Genomic DNA, 21,074 nt, shown 5'->3' with positions numbered 1-21,074 from the left:
AGTTTCCAGTTAGTTTTGAGGAATTTCTTCAATCACCACCAACCAGTTCATCTGGTGGATTGGCGGGAGCTCTGCTGGGCTACGGAGCGGTGAAAGCTCGGCCTGGAGCCCCTGGTTGTGCACCGCCTCTTCTGTGCCAGATTTCATATCGAGCGGTCGCCAGGTCGTGCTGGCCCCTGAAAGGAGGGATCCCATCTGCCCATGATGTTCAAAGGGCCGGGTGAAGGGCGTGGTGCCGACACGCATCTCCGCTGCAAAGATGGACATGGGCGGGTAATAAACAGAGCCTGCTGACAGACCGGAACCCGCGGGCGGAGCTGCGGCAGGCACAGCGTTGAGGTCATCGCCGATGTAAACTCGCAAGGGAGCCATGATCGAAAGTCCCTGGGTGAAAGGCGTGAGGTCCTGCCCTTTTCTCACAATCACACACATGTCCACGGCAGTGGGCGGCGACGAAAAGGGTCTCACTGTCAGGGGATCGGCCTCCGGGGCGGTCGAAAAATGGTAGCTGTTGTTCACGGCCACCGTCGCCCCCCCTTTTGATTGCAACCAGGCATCGACCAGCGCGGGATAGAACGTCACACAGGAGCGGTTGCTGTTGGTGAGTTCAGTTTGAAACGGCATCGCCTCCCCTCCGGCCTCAAGCAGGGTGGGCCAGTTCTGACCCCTCTGAAGAATCATCTCGGTGACTGTGCCTGCCGGGTTTGCGAAACGCACCCGAAGCTTCACAGGCGTCTGGTCATCAATGCTCACCATGGCCAGCGCCTCGACCGAAACTTTGCAGTTCCTGCCGCCACCGACATAGGTATCCCAAGTGGTCGGAGTGCCAGCAGGCCGGGTCAGGAAAGCGGGACCAGTGGGGATGGGGAAAAAGACCACCCGTCCAGAGTTCGCGGAAAGTGCCACTGGCAGCGCGCTGGTCCCCAGCTCCGCCTGCATGCGCTCCCGCACGCCGAGTTTGTCAAAGTCATCGGTCACCGCCGTACCGCCGAGGCTGGTGGTGCCCTCCACATCAATGGACCTGCGCCCTGCCACCCGGCTGGCCCCATGGTCACCATTCATCCGCAGGCTGTCGGCATACACGCCACCGTCGATGGTGATGCCCGCGCCCCAGGTCGTCCCGTCCTCATGACGCCCGATGTCGGCGAAGGTGCCCGCCTCAATCGGAAGCTGCGAAGGCACCTCGTACAGGGAAAGGATGTAGTTCTTCTTCTGCCCGACCTTCTTGCCGTAGCGGATGGAGAAGGCCCACCAGTTCCTCTTGGCCACAAACGGCGCCCCCGGGCTGGCATAGCCGAAGCGGATGTTGGGATACGGGATCAGGTTGAAGCGGGGATACTTGGTGACGTCTGCCAGCAGCCCGGGCGACTGGGTGGTGTAGATCTTGTCCAGATGCACCACGGGCCGCAAAGCGTCCACGTCCGCAAGCGACGCAGGGGCCTGCAGAAGCGGCGGCACCTTGCCCGCGAACTGGGGCCCCTGGAACACAGAGGCATACGCCGTGGTTCCAGGAGTAACGTTTCCCGCCACCCCTGTGAGGGAGGTGATCCAGCCGGCGGCTTCGGTGGTGGTGTGGTCGCCCACGTCGCCACGCCGGACCCGCGACAACCCCATGGCGGTGACGGCGACGTCCGGCAGGGACTTTTCCACCACGGCAGTGCGCAGAGCTTCGTCAAAAATGGCACGCCACGTGTGATTGTCGGAGGACGCATAGCCCGCCTTCATGCAGGCGATGGCTTTCTTCGGAAACACCGCGATGAGAGAGCGCAGCACCGCCTCCTCCCGCTCCCGGTAGTCCTGCCGCAGCTGTGCCTTGGCAGCCTGATCACGACGCAGCAGGCTGGTGCGAAACACCATCGTCACCCCCAGGAGCATGAGCAGGGAGAAGGTGGCGACCATCGGCATCGCCGCAAACCCGCGCTGAAAGGAACTGCGAAAACGCCTGCTCATTGGCTTCCTCCGTAGTAACTTATTTCCTCGCCACTGGCCCCTCTGAGCGTCACCCCCAGCACGCCTTCATTGCAATGGAAAGTGGCACCGGCCAGCCCGGTGCAGACAGTCCATGAAAACTCCGAGCCGTCCGCGCGCCGGGACCGACACACCAGGGACGTGGTGCCGCCCGCCGTATCAGATGTGATCCACTGCTCGCGGGTCTCCCCGTTGGCCGCCTCAAAGTAGAGCCGGGCAGCCTTCCCGTTCACCAGCACCGGCGGAGCTCCGGCTAGCGCCCCCGCACGAGTCTCATAGACAAAGTAGTGGTCCGCCTTCGCAAACAACCGGCCCACCAGATTCCCCACCTGCGGCGCGTCCGTGGTGAGAAATCCCTGCTGCCGGGCCAGGTTCATGAAAGCAATGTGCTGCTGGAGCATCACCAGCATCGCCAGCGCCAGAGCGAGCAGGATGCTCATCGCGGCGGAGGTCTCCAGCAGGCTGAAGCCGGCGTTTGACCTCCAGGCCGGGGTTCTGGGAGGAAGGCAGGTCATTGCACGCGGAGTGTGGAGCTGGATTTCACGTAGTCGTTCTGCCCCACCTTGTAGCGGAGGACGGAATAGAGCCGCCAGAGGGTGAGATCCGCCTCTGCGTCGTCAGTCGGTGTGGCGCTCACGCGGAACCGTGTGAGGGTGCCCGAAAGCGGGTTGCCTCCTGTCATCCTGCCAATCACCACACTCTGCCCGGTCGAAGGAATGCCCGCCGCAGCGTCCGGCCACAAGGAGGTTGCCGTAGTCAGGTCCGCAAAGGGAACCCGCTGGGCCAGCGCCGCCTCCTTGGTTAGCGCTGCGTCCGCCAACGACTGCACCGAGGCCCACTGGTTCCCGGAAATAGAGAGCAGCGAGGACTTCATAAGCAGCAAGGCCAGAATGGCCGCCGCCCCCATGGCGATGGAGGCCTCCAGCAAAAGGCTGCCCCGGCACCCGCGACAACGGCGCCCTGGTGATGCCGCTTTCATGGCCCGGTGGCCGCCCCCTCAGCGGTGCTCAGCTTGCCGCGGGAGGAGATGATGCGGTCCACCTCAAAGGTGATGACCTTGAGACGCTCCGGAGCGCGGTTGAAGAACGGGGATTCCGTCAGCACTTCCAGGGTGTAAACGCCATCGGTGGCCGTGTAGTTGGACAGAGCGTTGACGGTGACGGACAGCGTCTGCGGAACGTCCGCGCTCTCCAGCGTGGTGTCCGGGTTGTAGTACTTTCCGACACGACGTTCCGTGCCGCCCACCATGGTGCCCTTTTTCCCCAACACCGCGTTCCCGGAGTAGATCTGCGCGTAGGTGCGGGAGTCTGGATAGAGGTCCTTGAAGTTGAAGATCACCGCCGGGAGCTTGTCAATGTACACCTGGCCGGCAGTGAGGTTCTCGACGGTGACCGAGGGCACCGGCCATACTTGCAGCTTGGGCTGCGCCAGCACCGTGTCCGGCACGCCATCGGCAGCATACCGCACAAAGGTGAAAACCTGCTCCCCGCAGCCGGCGCCGCGCGTCGTGGAGTTCAGCTCATGATAAAGCGGGTACAGTGTGAGATTGACGTTCCCCAGGTTGCCCTCATGCAACATGTACAGTTCTTTCCCCAAACCGGAGTAGCTTTGGGCGTCATAGTTTCTGCCCTGAAAGGAGAAATACACGGAGTTTTCCGCCGGTTTGGTGCTGCCCCACACCAGTCCGCTGGTTTTCATCTTCAGGCGGTAGGGCCGGTCGGCCCGCGTGCGCTTCACATAGTTTGAACTGGTGGGATCGCCCCGGACATAGGTGTCTTCACTGACGATTTCAAAGCTGGCGGCAGGCGTGTAGGCACGAATCAGTTTCGTATCGAGGAGATAAACATTCGTGTCCCACGCGGTCCCCTTGGCGAACAGTTCGAAACTGTTCCCCGCCTCAGAAATGGGCAGCGGAGGAATGAAGCTGCCACCGGTGGGGGAGAGGGGGATGTCGTAAATCAACCCGTTGGCAAGGTTGGTTTCCCGCACCCAGGCTTCCTGCGCCGCTGCAGTCATGGCAAGGCCCGCAAAGATCAGGCCGGTCAGGCACGCCAGTTTCTTCATCGTTTTGTCTCCTGGTTCAGTTCGGGAGCACCACTGCCCGACTTCGTTTTACTGCTGGTTTCAGGAACAGGCTCCAGGATGGTGATGGGGCCGCCGCGATACACAGCCACCAGCACCCGGGGGTCTTTGGCCGTGGCCGTGAGAACTTTTTTGGCTGCTTCCGCGTCTCCCTCGGCCATGCGCAAGGGCACCTCCCATGCCCCCAGCCAGGCGGCATTGCGTTCGAGGAAAGCAGGCCAGAACGTGAACACCCCCACAGGCTTCTCCACCACACGGTTGCGATAGCCCGGCGGCAGTTGCAGCACAGATCCTATGGGAACCACCGTGTGCTTTTCACCATCGTAGAGGATGACCGACTTCCGGTAGAGGGAGCTCTCCATCGACGGGCGGGCTGCCACGGGGGCCTGCGTCGTGGATTTGGCCAGCATGGCCGACAGGGTGTTTCCCTGCTGGGCCAGTTTTTTGAGTTCGTCCTCCGTCACCACATCACGAGCCTGCGTGGGATTGGGAGGAGAGGTAGAGACGCCCGGTGCGACTGGTGGAACAGGCACCTGGGCTACTGCCACGCCGCTGCCTTGGCCCACGGCTGCAACCGCCAGCAACGCTGCATGCCATGCAGAAAATTTGCCTCCGATAACTTTTCTTTGGCGCGGCTTCATGGATCAATGAGTGGTTCCGTACCCGGAGAATAGGGTGGCTCAGTCGCGGGTGATCGTGGCCGTACCGGGAGGCTGCGTGCCTGCCGCGGTCAGCAACATGTCGCCGACGGCAAACTCAAGCTTTCCCACAGGGACTGGAGGTGCGAGTTGGTGCTCCCCCAGAATGTTGAAGAAGCCGTTGGGCTTGTGCGCATTGCCCTGCCCTGCCCACTCCATGCTTACGGAGATAGGAGAGCTGGTGGCCTTGTAAACGGCCTGCGTGATCAGCATGGTTTTGAGGACGCTGAGGTTGAAATCCTGCACGTCGCGGAATTCGATTTTGCCGACCTTCTCAGAACCCACGGAGGTGGACACGGTGGCGCTCAGGTGAAACTGCCCGCCGTTTCCGTTGGTGCCCGAGCTCCCCGGAGCACCCAAGGTATCGCCGCGCGCTTCGATGCCGCGAAAGACGAAGCGATAGGAGTTGGGGAGCTGATAGCTGATCTTGAACGGCACCTTGGTCGCCACCACCACGTCAACCGGAACGCCCGGCCCACCGAGCTGGATGTCAGCCATCGCCGTTCCGCTCGTGAGTGCAATCGCTGCCAAAGCAAGCCAAGGATATTTTTTGGTCATAGGTCTCCAAGGTGTTGAATTTCACGAACATTTAGCACCCACTTCAGTATCTGTAAATTATATAATTCCTATTATGGAATAAATGCTCGAACGCGCATTTATCATATTCACTGGAATTCAATCGCTCAAAAATCACCGGGGAGATGAACACAAAAAAACCCGCTCCGCCGGAGGGCGAAACGGGCTTGAAACTCGCAAGGACAAGGACTGCAGCTCAGCTTAGCCGAGCTTCACCTCAGCACGCTTCTCCAAGACTTCGGTGATCGCGGACCAGCCGTCGGTGCGCTGGAGCTGGAAGAGATTGAGGTAGAGGGCCACTTCTTCGGCGGGGTGGCTTTTCAGCATGGCGTCCACACCGGCCTCCACCTGCTCGGTAGTGAGTTCTTCCGGAAGGTCGTCCACCTGGCCTTTGCCATCGTGCTTGATGCCCGTGGCATCCAGGAAGGCGGTGAGCATGTCCACCTTGCCCTTGAGCAGCCAGAGCTGGAGAAGCTGTTCTGCCACGCCATCAAAGGTCTTGGTCTTGATCTGCTCGATCAACCAGGCACCCTGCTCTTCACGGGACTTGTTCTGGAAGTACTGGGGGCGGAGCTTCTTCTGCTGGCCCACCGAATACAGCGCCGTGCGGAAGGCTTCACGGGTCTCCTTCTGCAAATAGGAAGTGATGTCCTTCTTGAGAGCGGGGCTCAGGGCGGCAATGATTTGGTGGGATTTCATGGGAACGCGAAAACGAAAAGAAAAGGGGCGGTCAGCTAACATCGCTGCTGGGTGGGTGCAAACCTTTTTAGGACGCGGTGCGCACGGTCCACACCTTGAACGCCTCTCCTGCGCCTTCCAGCCCGGCCACAAACTGGTCGGCTCCGCTTGATTTGAGGCGCTTCTCCAGGTCCGGCACCCAAGTCTTGAGGAAGGCCGCCTGGGTCTCTACCTGGCCATCCCGCCATCCCAGAGATTCTCCCCAGTGAAGGAGATCGGAGAAATTCACATCAGCAGTGATGTCCTGACGCCCCATGTTCTGGTAGAGGTCCGGGCCGGAGAGCCGCTGATGCAGCAAGTAGGCGCGGAGGGTGCCCTGAGCACGGCGGTAGTAGAGACCCGGGAACAGATCCCCATAGTCCACTGTGAGCATGGCGCCCTGCTGCCAATGCGATGACCAGCCCTGCATCCAGTCCCGGAAGGAACGATGCAGCTCCACCCTCTGGCGGCGTTGCGGCGGCGGGTTCAAGGCATGCCACTGCGTGAGGACGGAAAAGGCGCCCCTTTGCCCCGGAGGCACCGTGAGAGCACGCAACTCCTCCCGCCATCCGGCCCGATCTGGCACCACCCAGACCTCCTGCCAGATCCCTCGAGTGGCCTCCCACTCGAGAAGCGTCACCGGAAAGGCATCCACCAGTTCGTTGTGGAAGATGATGGCCCGACCCCCGCAGACCTGCAGTGCGCTTTCCATCGTCTCATGCCAGTGCACCTGAGCCCCTTTCAGCCGCTCCTGCTGGCGAGCCTTCAGAATGGGCGACGTCTCCACCATGTGCCACGCGAGCTTCCGGCGCTGCCACCAGCCGAGAGCGCTCCGGACGCTGGCGGACAGCGAGCCATCACCACCGCCCACTTCGATGATGGCGCGCACGCCTTTTTGCCGCTCCAACTCGCTGGAGATCCAGCGTGCGATCCCCTCACCCAGGAGGTTCGAGACCGTGGCGGAGGTGGCAAAATCCCCACGACGGCCCACGGTGCGAATGCGGGCGGAGTAGTAGCCCGTGTCCGGTGCGAACAAAGCCTGCTCCATCCAGGTGGAGAAGGGGCGGACGGGGTCTTCGGGAGGCATGGCACAGCAAAGCCCCGGCAAGATAGAATGGCAAGATCGTCACTTGTTCGTCACGTAGGATTCGAGCACGAGACGCGATGCTGCCAACTTCCCCATGGTCAAAGCTCCGCGCCTGGCACCTCTTGCTCGGGCTGCTGCTGCTTCGGCTGCTGTTCCTCCCCTTTTTCTGCAGCCTCTATGATCTGGCCGGGGACGAGAGCTACTACTGGGAGTGGGGCCGCCGACCCGATTGGGGCTACTACAGCAAGCCCCCGCTGATCGGCTGGCTCATGGGTATGGTGGGTTGGCTGAGCGGGAATCAGGAATGGGGCGTGCGTCTGGCCGCGCTCATGGTGGGCACAGGATCCCTGACCCTGCTCTACCAACTGGGGAAACGGATGTTTGATGAGACGACGGGTCTCCTGGTGTTGGCCCTGGCGGCACTGACTCCGGCCAATGTCGCGCTGAACCTCTTCTTCACCATCGACTCGCCACTGGTGTTGCTCTGGTCAGCCGCGCTTCTGGCCCTCTGGTCCGCGGTGCAGAGCCCACAACGTTGGACGCGCTGGCTGATCCTCAGCCTCGTGATGGGTGTCGGCACCCTGAGCAAGCAGATGATGCTCGTCTTTCCGGTACTGATGATCGTTTTCGCCGTGTCCACCCGGGAGGCCCGCCCACTCCTGAAACGGCCCGGCTTCTGGCTCAGCCTGGTTGGGGCTTTGCTCTTCATGCTGCCGGTGCTGTGGTGGAACCAGCAGCACGGATGGATCACCCTGGAACACACAAAACACCACTTTAATACGAAAGCAGACTCCGGCCTGCTGGATCACCTCGTGCAGTTCGTCGAGTTCCCCGCCACCCAGGCCGGACTGTTCACCCCACTCACCTGGTTCGGTCTGCTTACGGTCTCGGCGGCCGCGCTCTGGCAGTGGCGGCGGCTGGGGATGAAGGAGCGCCTGCTGGCCGCCTTTTCCGCCCCGGCGCTGGTGGTGTTTCATCTCCTGGCCCTGCGCCAGAGTGTGAACCCCAACTGGCCTGCAGTGTATCACCTGGCCGCCATGGTGCTGCTGGCCGCCACGTGGACCCGCGCCTCCACCAGCCTGACCCTCTGGCCAGGGTTCATGAAACTGCAACGCCCGGCCGTTGTCGTTGCCGCGGCCCTGACCGTCCTGGCCTACCTGGTGCCGATGGGAATGTGGGCCGCCGGACGAACCGGTGACGACAAACTGGATCCCATGGCCCGCATTCACGGGTGGTCTGAAGCCGGACGAAAGGCTGGCGAATTCCTCGCCGCCACCCCACGCCCAGACCAGACCTTTCTCCTGGCCCTGGGACACCGCGAGAACGCGAGCCAGTTCGCCTTCTACACGCCACAGCATCCGCGAGCCTACCGCTGGCAGCCAGACGGCATCATCGCCTCCCAGTACGAACTGTGGCCCTCCGCCGCAGAGAGCCTGGGACGGGATGCCCTGATCCTGCAGCCGTCTGAGAAACCCCTGCCACGACGGCTGGAACGGAACTTCACCCAGGTGGAGAAGCTGGGTGAGATTCGCGTGCCTCTGGGAACCTCCGGTTCAAGAAAATGGCAGGTGTTTCTGGGACGTGAACTAAAGGCGTGGGATGCCGCTCCGTGAGCCGCTCAGGCCCTCTGACGGCGACGACGGCGCATCAGCAAGGCCGCCAGTCCACCTGCCAGGAGCATCACGCGCCCGGGCTCTGGAACGACCGTGATGGAGACATAACCCGTGGTGTAGAGTTGTGAGTAGTCCCAGGCCAGACCTTCAGCCAGCACGGGCACGTCGAACGTGGTGAAGGCTCCCGTGTACTTCTGCCCGTTGCTGACAATGACGTTCGTCCAGTCAATCAACTGCCAGGACGAGCCCAGGGTCAGCTCCGTTGCGACATCGGTGGAGTCCACAATCTTGAGCGTGCCTCCCAGCGCAATGGGCGAACTGCTGGTGAGCCCCAGCGAGTCATTGTTCCCAATCGGGTTGACCCCGCCGTTGTTGCCGAAAATGTCGAATTCTACGGTGCCGGAGAGGGTGATCACACCGCCTGCACCTGTCGCCAGCTTAAGCTGCTGACCGCTGGTGTTTCCCAACTGGCCGACAGACAGCGTGCCGCCCGATTTCACGGTGATGCTGGCCGAGCTCGTGGAAGTCCCCACCGTGCCATTGCCACCCAGTCGGGCACCGCTGAGCACGGTCACATTGCCCACCCCGGTGGCGGATCCCAGGGCATTGTTCGCCAGGAAGGTGCCTTCTTTGACGGTGGTGCCGCCGCCATAGGTGTTGTTTCCAGTGACTTCCAGGATGCCCTGGCCGATTTTCTGGAGGCTGCCCGTGGCACCGCTGATCACCCCGCTGAGTTTCCCACCCACGCCAGCGGTGTTGGCGCTCTGAACATCGATGATCTGATTGCCGCCGTTCAGATCCACGTTGTTCACGAAGTCCACCCGCTTGTCCGCATACTTGGACCCCAGAATGAGCTTGCTGCCGCTGGCCAGGAAACCTGTGGTAGTGCCCCAGACGATGTTGATGCTGTTCACTCCAGAGGTGAAGTTGACTGTCCGGTCTGCGCCAAATGCACTGAAACCACCGCCATCGCCAGCCTGAAATCCGAGCACTCCGTTGCCAGAAGTGCCGAGATTGCGTGTGAGATTGCCGGTCGCCAGTTCCAGAATGGCGCCGTTGGAGAGATTGATGAACTGGGTGCCCCCACCTGCCGTTGAAGTATTGTTCAGTGACAGCGCCCCTATGTGGCTCACTCGAACCACGGCCCCTTGAATGTTGGTGGCTCCCGTGGAGTTGGAGGCAGAGTTCCAGTCCACCAGTCCCCCTTCACCGATGAAGGCGATCGACCCGCCGCCGCTGGAGAGCTTGGCGGTAATGGTCAGCGTTCCGGTCCCATAGTGGTACATGAACAGGGCGGTATTGGTCGAGGTTCCCTCAAGAAGCCCTGTTTGACCCACGCTGGTGTCCTTGATGGTGAAGTTGTTGCTTCCATCCACCAGAAACCCCAGGTCGTTAAGCACCAGCTTGCCTCCGTTGAGGTCCAACTCGCCGGCTGCCTCGGTAGTATCCACCCGCACCACGGCCGTATTCACCGTCGCACCAGCGTTGAACTGAAGCGTGGATGACCCGGAGGTCGGTTTCAGCAAATAAGCGTTGTTGACGTTTCCTCCTGTGGAGGGCAGGGCAAGACTGGCATCCAGCCTCACCACCGAACCGCCACTGAGGGCGGCGAAGTCGTATCGGCCATTGCCATCTTTCACTGTGTAGGCAGCAAAAGCGCTCCCGACAATCATCGTGCCAGTGGTGTTCCCAGAGGAGGCGATGGTCTTCACCTCAGTGGTCGTCGGGCTCGAGTTCAGCACGCTGCCTGCGGCCGACAGGTCGATCAAAAGTGAGCTGGTACTGTTGCGGGTCCAGGTATTGCCCAGCGTCAGCGTGGTGCCCGCTCCCACCACGAGCTTGTTCAGGCCGCTGTTCGCCACCAGGGTGATGTCGCCCAGGGCTACACTTCCGCCGCCCTGGGCTTTCACCTCAATGGCCCCGCCGCTAAAAGTAAGAGCCTTGGTCGTCGGAAGGACAAAGTTACCAGTGGAATAGTCGAGCACCAGTCGCCCGCTGTTGACCGTCACGGTCCCATTGATGTTGTTCGTGCCGGAGAGCGTGACCGTGCCCATGCCATCTTTGACGACGGACAAGGTTCCGCCCACTCCAACCTGATTGATTGCATCCGCCACCACGATGTCCCCAGCGCCGCCCAGGGAGAGCACTCGCGTCCCCGTGGTGGCGGTGTTGGCGATGGCGTCCCCTGAAGCGACGTCCAGCGTCAGCGTCCCGAGATCAGAGTTGATGCGAGTGTTGGTCGCCCCCAGGGACACCAATCCTCCCCAGGTGTTATTTCCCTCGATGTTGCGCAAGGCACCCCCACCTCCCAGACCATTGCCTGAAAGGGTTAACGCCTCCGCTCCGACAGTGATGCTGCCAGCGAGTTGCAGGGAGGCGTTGGCTCCCACGGTGGTGCCCGTCTCTGTCGTCCCCAAGCCACTGCCGTGACGCAGTTCCAGTACGCCGTTGCTGACAGTGGTCAGGCCGGAATAGGTATTGTTGCCCTGGAGAACGAGCCTCCCAGTATCGCTCTTGGTCAATGCACCGAAGTTGGCGGGAGTGCTGGATCCATTAACATTAGTAGTCCGGTTGGCAATCACCCCAGCAATAGTCAGCGTGTGTCCGGCAGCCACTTCAAACGTGCCCGTCGAGGGAGCCGCCGAGGTGCTCCCTCCCGAGCCGCCGATGCCGATGCTGCGGTTCGCATCCAACGTGAAGGTCCCCTCTGCCCGAAGCGTGCCGCCCGCTGCTACAATAATCGCATCCGTCAGAGCAGACGTGGGTCCAATGCCCAGATTCCGGTCGCGGGTGATGATCAGCTTGCCTCCGGCCAGAAGAGTGCGGCCAGTGTAGGTGTTGTCCGCCGTCAGTCTCAAGCTGCCGCTCCCGACATTGAAGAACAGGCCTGTGGCCAGAGTGTTGTCACCACTGTTGTTGGCAATAACCCCGTTAATGATCGTTGTACTGCCGCTCCCAAGGATCTGCAAATAGCGCCCGGTGGTGGTATTGTCCTCGGACAGGTAAACATTGCCATTCAGCGTGAGGACATTTCCAGCACCGGAGATGTTGTTGTTCAGGATCGGAGTGGCGGAGCCGTTGACGAAAGTACCGTTGATGGTGATGGAATTGGTACCGCTAAAGGTCGAATCGGCAGTGATACGGAAACTGTTGGCGAAGCTGCGCGCACTGTTAATGGCCTGTAGAGTGCCGCCATTGAGAGCTAAGGTACTGGTTCCCAAGGCGAGGTCGTTGCCCACCTGAAGGACGCCCGCGGTGAGAGTCGTAGTGCCGGCGTATGTGTTCACGCGGTCCAGCACCAGGGTGCCTGTTCCCGTCTTGACCAACCCTTCTGCGCCTGCGGTCCCGCTATTGCTGATCAGCCCGGAAATAGTTGCCGTGCTGGCCTGCACACTGACGGTCCTGACACCACCATTGAGGTCGATTCCATTCTGGAAATCCAGAGTGCTATTCGCCGTGGAGGCATTGAGGACGAGGGACGACGGATTGAACAGGCTGCTGCCCCACTGCACCGTGGCACCCGCCCCCCCGAGATTCACAGTTAAAGCCCCATCTCGGGCACTGAACCCGCTGGCTCCACCGGTGATCTGCACCTGATTCACCCCTGTACCCAAACCTCTTGTGAAGCTGCCGGAGCTTTCCAGGACGCCTCCATTCAGCACCAGATTGCCTTCGGCCAGCCCCAAGCCGTCCGTGGCGCGGAGCACCCCTTCCAAAAGGTAGGTGGTCCCGGTGTAGGTGTTGTCTGCAGTCAGGATGAGCACTCCAGCACCTACTTTCGTCAAGGCTGTGGCGGAACCGTTGTCCGCAATGGTCGAACTGATCGTCAGCGTATTGCTGGTGTTGTTCTGCATGACCATCAGCTCGCCTCCTGCGGATCCCCGCAATGTGCCGCCCGTGATCGTTGTGGCATTGTTCGCCACATCGCTCGTCACCAGGATCATGCCACTGGCGATGGTCTGGGTGCCTGTGAGGGTCACAGTGCGTGCGGCGGCCTCTGCGAAACGCAAGCTGTTGATGCCAGCGTCGGCCCCACCGGTGGTCACGTCGCCAGTGACATTCATGTTCTTTCCTGCATCCCAGGTGGCTGCACCGGTCGCCGTATAAGTGGCGGCGGTGATGACGCCTGATTGAGCGGTCACAAAGTCTTTACGAGTGTTCATCGTTGCGCCAATGAGGATGGCATCAACTCCTGCTCCTGCCACCCCTGCTCCTGAAGGGCCATTGGTGAACACGACGGAAAATCCAGTTTGATTGGCGAAGTCCACATAGCCTCCCACACTGCGGGAGTACACAGAGCCAGACGCACCGGAGAAAGTAAGCGTGTTTGTGCCCGTGGCAGCATTGGTCGCGATGGCATTCACGCCCTGGTTCACCATCAGGCCAGCCAGGGTCTGAGCATGGCTGTTGCCCGCTGCGGCCGCAGCCAGTATCAGCCTGCCGCCGCCGTCGGCCCCGCCTAGGGTCGCCACCACCGTGTTGTTCACGCGGTCCGTCACCCCATTGTTGGAGGCTGCGGTTCCGCTACCGATCTGCAAGGTACCCCCGCCCGAAATCTGAAGACCGGAAGTAGCTGACAGCCGTCCCGCCGTGCCAGTGAGGGTAAGGGTTCCGCCTTTCACGACAGTGTTGCCGGTGTACGTGTTGTTGGCGGACAGCGCGAGTTGCCCAGCACCCGTCTTGACCAGGGTGCCGCCAGTGCCCACGACGGAGATTCCTGTGATGTTGGTGGTGCCGGATACGACGTTGAACGTCCTGGTTGCCGATCCTATGGAAAGCTCGGCGATGGCACTGCCGCTCGAAGTTCCACTCAACGCAATGTTGTTGGTCCCTGTGCCGGTGAAATCTCCATTCAGTTCGATGCGGGATCCTCTGTTCGTACCCGTGGCAGAATTGAACTGGATGGTCTGCCCGGTCATGGAAAGCCCACCCGCGCCAATGGTGAGCGTTGTCACGGCAGTGGTGCTTGAGCCGCCAACCAGAATGTTGCCGCCCACGGCTCCATTCACAGGGATGTCGACTCCGGCAAGACTCAGGGAGTTCGCCGAAAGGGTGCCTCCGCTATTGACGGTGAGCTTGGCACCGCCTCCGATGGACACTCCGTTCGTGACTGTCACCAAGGAGGCGACACCGCCCGTGTTGCCGGTGCTGAAGGTCCCGCCGGTCATGGTGATGCTATTGACCGTCTCATTTCTGCCCCCGAAGGAGACCGCTCCTGAGGAAATAACTAAATCCGACGCATCAGCAATCTGATTGTCCGTCATCAATGCCAGCGTCCCGCCGTTCACCAGGATGTTTCCAGCGATGGAGATCACATTGGCTGTCTTGTTCAGATTCAAAGTTCCCGCCGTCACCGTCGTCAGTCCGGTGTAGGTGTTGGCAGTAGTGCCGTTGAACTGAAGAGTGCCGGCCCCTGTCTTCGTGATGCCTCCGTTGGTGATGGCGATCAATTTCAGCGCAGTGGATGCATTGGGGTCATTGACGTGGAGAACACCTCCGCTTGCGATGTCAAAAGTCCGAACGCCACCGTCGAGATCGATGGTGTGGGCAACACCTGCAATGTTTGTGGTGCCGCTCATCAGAATGGTGTTCACCCCTGTTGCCGTCACATTCCCTTTGAGGAGGATCTTGGTCCCCTTGCCAGACGCGTTGGTGGTGGTGTTCATCTGGAGCGTCTGCCCGTCCAACAACAACCCTCCAGTCCCTACAGCGAAGGTCGCCACATTTGAGGTGCTGTTGGATCCGATTTGAAGCGCGGTGCCGACAAACCCGCGAAAGTCCACCGTGCCGGCCTCGGTGTAACTCGTGGAGGCACCCGCCGTGTTCACCGTATAGCCAATCGCCGTGCCGCTGTTGCTTGTCCCACCAGACACCTTGAGGGTTCCGGTGATGATGATCGAGCCCCGTGCCGTGCTCAGAATATCCCCGTTGGTCTTGGTAAGACTGGCAAGGGTCACGTCAAAGCCCCCAAAGTCAATGCTTCCGGCGCTCATGGTGAGGTTGGAAGTCGTGGCCACCTGCCCCGCCGCATTCCACTGGAGTTTTCCGGTTCCGGAAATGCTGACGTCCCCTGTCACCGCAACACCTGATGTCTTGCCCATCGCGACCGTCCCCTCACTGATGGTCGTCAATCCCGCATAGGTGTTGGCAGATCCACCGGCCAAAGTCAGCGTACCCGCCCCGCTCTTGTTCAATCCCGCGGTCCCGTTCAGCACGGATTCAATGGTTGCACTGGCATTGGCAACGATGTTGCCGGAGGTGAGGCCCAGCGTGCCGCCCGTCAGGGTATAGGCCCCGCTCCCAGGTGCATTGAAGGTGAGCGACACCGCAGAAATACCGGGGCCCAGGGTGATCACCCCCGCCGCACCGGTCGCGGAGCCAATCACCGCGTCATTGCCCGAGGACCAAGTGACGTTGGCACCCCCATCCCACCAGCGACTGGCGTCCAGCCAGTTCAGGCCCCCTCCGTCCTGCGCGCCTGAGGTGCCGGTATCGGCGTCCCAGGTCAGAGTCGCGGCACGGAGGCAGGACGGCCCCATGCCGAGCAGCAGGGCCGAGCAGAGGAGGAGGAGTTTGGAGGAAGTCATGGCGGGGATGGGGCGGGCGATGGGAACACCGGGAGATGTAAGGGATTGTTTTCAGACCGCGGAAACAGCACATCCGGCACAAAACATCCGCACCCCATCCCCTCAATGGAGGCAGCGACATGCCGACTAAAGAAATTGCTCACGGAGCTGATTCAAAGTCCCACATCGCTGGGATGCCGGACCTGCAAACCGCATCTCCCACAGTGCTCTGCGACTAACGCCGACGCTGGAACATCCTGAAAATAACATCAAAATAAGTTGACCGACTTATTCACTCCACTTACTCTCCGGCAACTTCATCCCTCCTCATGAACTCCAACTGGAACAACACCTACGCAACGCCCGCAGCCTCGTGGCTGACGCGTTCCGGCATGTTCCAGGCCATTCCCGTCGTCCGACTTGTCGCGCTCACCTGCAACGGTAGCAAACAGGCAGCGCACGAGGGAACCGGCAGGCAGATTCAGATCTGATGGATTAATCCATAGTTTTTCTGAACCCTGCCCGCCCTCAAAAGGCCGGCAGGGTTTTTTGTTTTCCGCCCTGACTTTCCCCAAGATTACCCCCCCAGAACCAAAACCAACCACTCTCAACCAGATCGGAGGCCCACCTTCTTCTAAAACACTTTCCCACTTCCTGACAGGGTAGCCATCGTCCTGCCGCCAGCTCCAACTGACGGCGGGGCAAAACCCCGGTCACCAACCTTATCCAGTCTCTCGCCGAGATGCCCAATGCCGGTGCGGCCATCAGGGTCGCCCACGAGCAACGGCTGTCAATGTTATTGTCTTTGTAACTTGGACGATAACATCAGGGGTAAGTCTGTGCCCATCTCCCACCCTGCATTTGTGCGCTTCATACTTAGCGCCCCGCCCTTCCCCTCCGGATTCTTCCGGTCCCTTTTCCCTCTCCTCAACCTCCCCTCCCATGACTTTGAAACCCTTCCCCTCCGCCCTCGATCCAGGAGTTGTCAGACGCGTGCAAAACACGCTGCAGGATCTTGAGTTCCGCCGCGGTGTGCGTGTGCTCTACGCCTGCGAAAGCGGCAGCCGCGCCTGGGGATTCGCCTCCCCGGACAGCGACTACGACGTTCGCTTCCTCTATGTCCACGAGCGCGACTGGTACCTTTCCGTTGATGAAAAGCGCGATGTGATCGAGCTGCCCATCAGCGAGGAGCTGGACGTGAGCGGTTGGGAGCTGCGCAAGGCCCTGCGCCTGCTGCGCAAGAGCAACCCCTCCCTGCTGGAGTGGCTGCGCTCGCCGATGGTGTACTGGAGCGATCCCGCGTTCCTCGAACAGTTCCGCGCTCTCTCGGAGGAGTTCTACTCGCCCAAGAAGTGCTTCGTGCACTACCTGCACATGGCTTTCGGCAACTACCGCGACTACCTGCGCGGCCGCGACATGGTGAGCTTGAAGAAGTATCTCTATGTCCTGCGTCCGCTGCTGGCCTGCCGCTGGATCGAGCGCTTCCAGTCCCCGGTCCCCATGCTCTTCCAGGAGCTGGTGGACGCCGTGCTGGATGAAGCCGACGTCCGCGAGGCCGTGGCGGAGCTGGTGGCCCGGAAACAGAGCGCTGAAGAGCTCTCTGTGGCCCCGCCGGTGGAGGTGCTGTCGCAGTTCGTGGAACTGGAACTGGTGCGTCTGGATGCCCTGAATCATCCCACGGATGTTTCGGGAGATGTGGACGAGCTCGATGCCTTTTTCCGCCTGCACGCCTTGGCCGCCTAGCTGCTGACCCCTTCCTCCCCCCCAAAACCACCGTCCGCCCTCGCGCACCCCCGCGCGGGGCGGACGGAAAACTCGTCTCCCCAATCCGCCCGGTTCAGCCGGGCTTTCTTGGTTCATGAAATCACGCGCTCATTCCCCGCCCCTTTCCCCCTTCCGATTATGTCTGACATCCTGAACAAGAGCACCGTCCTGGTGCTGAACCGATGCTGGCAGGCCATCCACGTCAAAACCCCTGCCGAAGCCTTCTGCATGCTCTCCACCGGAGCCGCCACCGGCCTCGACGTCCAGGATGATCAGTCGATCGTCCCCGTGACCTGGGAGCAGTGGCTCAAGCTGCCCGTTCGCGAAAGCGACCAGTCCATCAAGACGACCCACGGCCCCGTCCGCGTGCCGACCGTGGTGGTGGCCGCCCGTTACGACAAGGTCCCGCTCCATCGCCCCAGCTTCACCGCCCGGGGCATCTGGGAACGGGATGGCGGCGTCTGCCAGTACACGGGTCGCAAGCTGGCCCGGAACGAAGGCAACATCGACCACGTCGTGCCCCGGTCCCGGGGTGGCGCTTCGTCCTGGGAAAACTGCGTGTTGGCCGACCGGAAAATCAATACCCGGAAGGCTGACCGACTGCCCCAGGAAGCGGGCCTGCGTTTGCAACGTCCGCCCGTGACCCCCAAGGCCGTACCCGTGACGCTGCTCATCCGCAATGTCCACGACGTGCGGGACTGGAATCACTTCCTTCGACAATGATGCCCGGCTGGAAGGCACCTTTCATGGTCCCTTCCGGCCGGGCTTGTCAGGAATTGAATCGCCCTTTGTTCAGCATCACCCGCGGATGGCGGCCGCGACCATCTCCAAGACGCGTCGCAGGCCGTCATCTCCGCCCATGCTCCCCTCATGAAATCCCGTCCGGGGAATGGGCTGCCAGTTATCTCTCGAACCGTCGTACTGGAATGGCTGCGGCAGCCGGGTCAGTGCGGGGTCGTACTGGCCGTCTTTGCCACCCAGCTTGTAGATCACCAGATCCAGTGAAGGCACCACAAAGATACCGAAACCGCCCGCCCCGGATTTATAGAAGGCGTCCCGGGGCGCTCCCACCACATGCCCGTCGGCATTGTGCTCGAACTGCAGCGAGAACGGGGTGTGCGGATTGTACGGCGACGCCTGTTGGCAGAGCTTGATGTACTCCGCCGGCACCAGTTGCTGGCTCCCCCATCGTCCTTCGCGCAACAAGCAGTAGCCGAAACGCAGGGCATCCGTGGCGTGCACGGCAATGCTGCCCGCGCCATTGGCATGGGGCATGTCATAATCGCCGCGATGCAGGCAGTATCCCCAGGATTCCCAGCCCATGGGATCTCCCAGGCGCTTGCGGATGTAGTCTTGCAGCTCCATCCCGGTCACGTGCCGCAGCACGATCGAGGCAATATGCGGAGCGGGTGAGGAGTAGGAGTAGCCAGCCCCCGGATCCGTCCAGAGCGGCACCTTCAGTGACGACTGGTCCAGGTCTTTGATGTTCTGGCCCGGCACAGGTTTGAGCGGGGTGGACTTGCCCATGACGTAGCCAGACGGGGCCTGCCCCTCCCCCCAGTATCCGGCGGTCATGCAGAGCAGTTGCCCCAGTTTGATGTCCGCCTTGCGCGGATCGTTCAGAGGAAGCGCCTCAGGCAGATACTTCTCCGTAAAGACCTTGGTATCCAGGCCATCCGGGATCTTGTCCTTGAACTCATTCAGCATGATGCCGCAGGCAATGCTGGTGTATGCCTTGCCCGTGGAGGCCATGTCAGGATTGGCATTGCGATGGGCGCGGCCGAAGTACTTCTCAAACACCAAGTACCCCTTGTGCACCACGAGCAGCCCACCGTTCTGGCTGCAGCGCTCCGTGAACTCATACGCCTGATCCAGCTTGGCGAGATCCATTCCCGCCTTGTCGCGAATCTCGTCCGCCGTCTTCAGCGTCCTCCAGCCTCCCTGGCTGTCAGGCGGCGGGAAATAGTCTTCCGCGGCGGGGACGATGGGAGAGAAGACGAACGCACCAGTGCACAGCACCAGGCTTAAGTTTGAAAGGCGATGGGAGAGCATGAGCAAGGCGAGGATACGCCACAGACAACCATTTATTCACTTGAGCTTCGAATGAATTTCTGCCCATCCTCGGGGCCATGCACGCCTCCCGGAGAACTTTCCTCAAGCAGCTCGGTTCCGGTCTCGCCGCCGTTTCCTGGGCACCCAGCGCCGTCCTTTTCGCTGAGTCCAAGGCAACCTTCACGGCACTCCCCTGCAGCACGCCAGAGGCGCAGGGCGTATCGAGCGCCAGCATTCAGGCTTTCTTTGACGCCCTGGCAACGAGCAACCACGAGATGCACGGCTTTGTCATGGTGCGCCGCGGCCACGTCATCGCCAAAGGCTGGTGGGATCCTTACGCTCCGGACCTGCGCCACACGCTGTACTCCATGAGCAAGAGCTTCACCTCCACGGCGGTCGGCTTTGCCGTTGCAGAAGGCCGGCTCAAGGTGACGGACAAGGTGGTTTCCTTTTTCCCTGATGATCTCCCAGCCACCGTGAGCGACAACCTTGCGGCCCTGACGGTGCAGGACCTGCTCACCATGTCCGTGGGCAATGAGAAGGAGCCCACCCAGGCGGTGGTGAAGTCCGACAACTGGGTGCGCACCTTCCTGGCCCAGCCCATCACCCACCAGCCTGGCACGGTGTTCATGTATAACAGTGCCGCCACCTACATGTGCTCCGCCATTGTGCAAAAGCTGGTGGGGCAGCCCATTCTGCAATACCTCACCCCGCGCCTCTTCGAGCCCCTCGCCATCGCGGCCCCCACCTGGGAGAGCTGCCCCAAGGGGATCAACACCGGAGGCTGGGGCTTGAGCGTTCCCACGGGTGCCCTCGCGAAGTTTGGCCAGCTCTTCCTTCAGAAAGGCCAGTGGCAGGGGAAACAGATCCTGCCCGCCTCATGGATCGAGGAGGCAACCAGTTTCAAGATCCAGCAGCCCGAGCCCGCCAAGCCAACCCGGCCGAAAGAACAGAACGACTGGCTCCAGGGCTATGCCTACCAGTTCTGGCGCAGTCAACACGGTGCCTACCGCGGCGACGGAGCTTTCGGCCAATTCACCATCGTGCTTCCCGAGCAGGAGACCGTCATCGCCATCAACAGTGAGAGCCCCAGCATGCAGGGCCAGCTGGATCTCATCTGGGAACATCTGCTCCCCGCCCTAAGGAAGGACGCCACGCTCCCCGCCAATCCCGAGGCTGAGCAGCGCTTGAAGAGTACCTTGAGCTCCCTTGCCCTGCCTCCTCTGGTGGGCAAGAAGGCATCTTCAGATCCAGCAGGGATCAGCGGCAAGACTTATGCCCTGGAATCCAACAGCCTTGGCCTTGAGAAGGTACAGTTCAAGCTTGAGGGCGGAGAGTGCGTTTTCACCGCCCAGGCAGGCGGGAAGGAACATGTGGTGACTTGTGGCGTCGGCTCCTGGGTGAAGGGCGAAACCGGCCTGCCCGGCACCCCACCCCGCCTCATCTCCGGTGGGGCCTCTCCGGCGGGCACGCCTTTCAAGATCGCCTCCAGCGCCGCCTGGAAGGACGAGAAGACCCTGGAAATGCAGTGGCGGTACTATGAAACCCCACACCACGATTTCATCACCGCCACCTTCGAGAACGGCACGGTGAAGATCGCATTTGTGAACAGCATGAACCGGATGAAACCCAATCCCACTGATGCGCGGGGGGTGCTGACGGGGAAGGCGGTGTGATGGAGGAACGGGCGCATTCTCGAGCATTGGTAACTTGATGGCCTCCGACATCGGAGGCCATCTTGATAACGTTCATCGAACCACTCGCATCACCTGGACGCGAAGCGTCTTTGGAGTGCGCGCAGGAACCGCCGCTTTGGCGGCTCTTGTGAGTTTCTCGCACCGGGAAGTGGGAGCAGGGTGCTGCCGGGGAACGGGGCCCAGCAATCAGCAGGCCACCCATTGCATTCATCGTTCCCGCCAATCGCTGGCGAAAGCGGCGTCGAGCCGCGCGC

The 21,074-nt window shown here is 61.3% G+C and carries 15 protein-coding genes; 5 read left to right on the top strand and 10 right to left on the bottom strand.

Annotated elements, in window-relative coordinates:
• Positions 1–9: 9 nt before the first annotated feature.
• The 8 genes from BV034_RS03050 to BV034_RS03015 all read right to left on the bottom strand — a co-directional run bounded on the left by BV034_RS03050 (position 10) and on the right by BV034_RS03015 (position 7,128).
• On the bottom strand, positions 10–1,950 hold the full coding sequence (locus tag BV034_RS03050; protein ID WP_265592559.1) for a hypothetical protein: 1,941 nt from the start codon (positions 1,948–1,950) through the stop codon (positions 10–12).
• The gene (locus BV034_RS03045) at positions 1,947–2,483 is read right to left on the bottom strand and encodes a hypothetical protein (RefSeq protein ID WP_050023998.1); all 537 of its coding nucleotides are present in this window, start codon (positions 2,481–2,483) and stop codon (positions 1,947–1,949) included. Before BV034_RS03045 ends, BV034_RS03050 begins: the two co-directional genes overlap by 4 nt.
• Positions 2,480–2,947, bottom strand: coding sequence for a hypothetical protein (locus BV034_RS03040; RefSeq protein ID WP_265592558.1), 468 nt, complete (start codon positions 2,945–2,947; stop codon positions 2,480–2,482). Before BV034_RS03040 ends, BV034_RS03045 begins: the two co-directional genes overlap by 4 nt.
• Positions 2,944–4,032: a hypothetical protein gene (locus BV034_RS03035; protein ID WP_050023995.1), complete on the bottom strand. Its 1,089-nt coding sequence runs from the start codon at positions 4,030–4,032 to the stop codon at positions 2,944–2,946. The genes BV034_RS03040 and BV034_RS03035 overlap by 4 nt, the downstream gene beginning before the upstream one ends.
• On the bottom strand, positions 4,029–4,691 hold the full coding sequence (locus BV034_RS03030; RefSeq protein WP_050023993.1) for a hypothetical protein: 663 nt from the start codon (positions 4,689–4,691) through the stop codon (positions 4,029–4,031). The genes BV034_RS03035 and BV034_RS03030 overlap by 4 nt, the downstream gene beginning before the upstream one ends.
• A 39-nt stretch (positions 4,692–4,730) precedes the next feature.
• Positions 4,731–5,246 carry a hypothetical protein gene (locus BV034_RS03025; RefSeq protein ID WP_265592557.1) on the bottom strand — a complete coding sequence of 172 codons (516 nt, stop codon included), beginning with the start codon at positions 5,244–5,246 and terminating at the stop codon, positions 4,731–4,733.
• 279 nt (positions 5,247–5,525) lie between these two features.
• Positions 5,526–6,023: a hypothetical protein gene (locus tag BV034_RS03020; protein ID WP_050023989.1), complete on the bottom strand. Its 498-nt coding sequence runs from the start codon at positions 6,021–6,023 to the stop codon at positions 5,526–5,528.
• Between the two features lie 67 nt (positions 6,024–6,090).
• A complete protein-coding gene (locus BV034_RS03015; protein WP_050023987.1) occupies positions 6,091–7,128 on the bottom strand; it encodes an SAM-dependent methyltransferase in 1,038 nt (345 codons plus the stop codon).
• Positions 7,129–7,205: 77 nt separating this feature from the next.
• Between BV034_RS03015 and BV034_RS03010 the strand changes: the two genes are divergently transcribed.
• Entirely contained in the window at positions 7,206–8,741 is a 1,536-nt protein-coding gene (locus tag BV034_RS03010) for a glycosyltransferase family 39 protein (protein ID WP_050023986.1), read from the top strand.
• A gap of 5 nt (positions 8,742–8,746) precedes the next feature.
• On the opposite strand, the gene BV034_RS03005 is transcribed toward BV034_RS03010, so the two are convergent.
• Positions 8,747–15,328: an autotransporter-associated beta strand repeat-containing protein gene (locus BV034_RS03005; RefSeq protein ID WP_050023984.1), complete on the bottom strand. Its 6,582-nt coding sequence runs from the start codon at positions 15,326–15,328 to the stop codon at positions 8,747–8,749.
• A gap of 308 nt (positions 15,329–15,636) precedes the next feature.
• On the opposite strand from BV034_RS03005, the gene BV034_RS35570 reads away from it, so the two are divergent.
• The 3 genes from BV034_RS35570 (at position 15,637) to BV034_RS02995 (ending at position 17,794) form a co-directional block, all read left to right on the top strand.
• Positions 15,637–15,798 (top strand): hypothetical protein, encoded by a 162-nt coding sequence (locus tag BV034_RS35570; RefSeq protein WP_265592556.1) that lies wholly within the window; start codon positions 15,637–15,639, stop codon positions 15,796–15,798.
• A 451-nt stretch (positions 15,799–16,249) separates the two neighbouring features.
• Entirely contained in the window at positions 16,250–17,050 is an 801-nt protein-coding gene (locus BV034_RS03000) for a nucleotidyltransferase domain-containing protein (protein WP_050023982.1), read from the top strand.
• Positions 17,051–17,209: 159 nt separating this feature from the next.
• On the top strand, positions 17,210–17,794 hold the full coding sequence (locus tag BV034_RS02995) for an HNH endonuclease (RefSeq protein ID WP_050023980.1): 585 nt from the start codon (positions 17,210–17,212) through the stop codon (positions 17,792–17,794).
• Positions 17,795–17,869: 75 nt separating this feature from the next.
• Here BV034_RS02995 and BV034_RS02990 read toward each other — a convergent pair whose 3' ends face one another.
• Positions 17,870–19,123, bottom strand: a complete 1,254-nt coding sequence (locus tag BV034_RS02990; RefSeq protein WP_050023978.1) for a serine hydrolase — start codon at positions 19,121–19,123, stop codon at positions 17,870–17,872.
• A 77-nt stretch (positions 19,124–19,200) separates the two neighbouring features.
• Here BV034_RS02990 and BV034_RS02985 point away from each other — a divergent pair, with 77 nt between their 5' ends.
• The gene (locus BV034_RS02985; RefSeq protein WP_050023976.1) at positions 19,201–20,799 is read left to right on the top strand and encodes a serine hydrolase; all 1,599 of its coding nucleotides are present in this window, start codon (positions 19,201–19,203) and stop codon (positions 20,797–20,799) included.
• The last annotated feature ends 275 nt before the right edge of the window (positions 20,800–21,074 follow it).

It is taken from the genome of Verrucomicrobium sp. BvORR034 (assembly GCF_000739635.1).
Taxonomy (GTDB): domain Bacteria; phylum Verrucomicrobiota; class Verrucomicrobiia; order Verrucomicrobiales; family Verrucomicrobiaceae; genus Verrucomicrobium.
This window is presented reverse-complemented; position numbering and strand designations above follow the sequence as displayed.

Bases quoted from the DNA above. Each gene is read 5' to 3' on its own strand.
- BV034_RS03015 (WP_050023987.1), bottom strand. From the start codon at position 7,128: ATGCCTCCCGAAGACCCCGTCCGCCCCTTCTCCACCTGGATGGAGCAG.
- BV034_RS02985 (WP_050023976.1), top strand. From the start codon at position 19,201: ATGCACGCCTCCCGGAGAACTTTCCTCAAGCAGCTCGGTTCCGGTCTC.
- BV034_RS03030 (WP_050023993.1), bottom strand. From the start codon at position 4,691: ATGAAGCCGCGCCAAAGAAAAGTTATCGGAGGCAAATTTTCTGCATGG.
- BV034_RS03025 (WP_265592557.1), bottom strand. From the start codon at position 5,246: ATGGCTGACATCCAGCTCGGTGGGCCGGGCGTTCCGGTTGACGTGGTG.
- BV034_RS03045 (WP_050023998.1), bottom strand. From the start codon at position 2,483: ATGACCTGCCTTCCTCCCAGAACCCCGGCCTGGAGGTCAAACGCCGGC.
- BV034_RS03050 (WP_265592559.1), bottom strand. From the start codon at position 1,950: ATGAGCAGGCGTTTTCGCAGTTCCTTTCAGCGCGGGTTTGCGGCGATG.
- BV034_RS35570 (WP_265592556.1), top strand. From the start codon at position 15,637: ATGAACTCCAACTGGAACAACACCTACGCAACGCCCGCAGCCTCGTGG.
- BV034_RS03040 (WP_265592558.1), bottom strand. From the start codon at position 2,947: ATGAAAGCGGCATCACCAGGGCGCCGTTGTCGCGGGTGCCGGGGCAGC.
- BV034_RS02990 (WP_050023978.1), bottom strand. From the start codon at position 19,123: ATGCTCTCCCATCGCCTTTCAAACTTAAGCCTGGTGCTGTGCACTGGT.
- BV034_RS03005 (WP_050023984.1), bottom strand. From the start codon at position 15,328: ATGACTTCCTCCAAACTCCTCCTCCTCTGCTCGGCCCTGCTGCTCGGC.
- BV034_RS02995 (WP_050023980.1), top strand. From the start codon at position 17,210: ATGTCTGACATCCTGAACAAGAGCACCGTCCTGGTGCTGAACCGATGC.
- BV034_RS03010 (WP_050023986.1), top strand. From the start codon at position 7,206: ATGCTGCCAACTTCCCCATGGTCAAAGCTCCGCGCCTGGCACCTCTTG.
- BV034_RS03000 (WP_050023982.1), top strand. From the start codon at position 16,250: ATGACTTTGAAACCCTTCCCCTCCGCCCTCGATCCAGGAGTTGTCAGA.
- BV034_RS03020 (WP_050023989.1), bottom strand. From the start codon at position 6,023: ATGAAATCCCACCAAATCATTGCCGCCCTGAGCCCCGCTCTCAAGAAG.
- BV034_RS03035 (WP_050023995.1), bottom strand. From the start codon at position 4,032: ATGAAGAAACTGGCGTGCCTGACCGGCCTGATCTTTGCGGGCCTTGCC.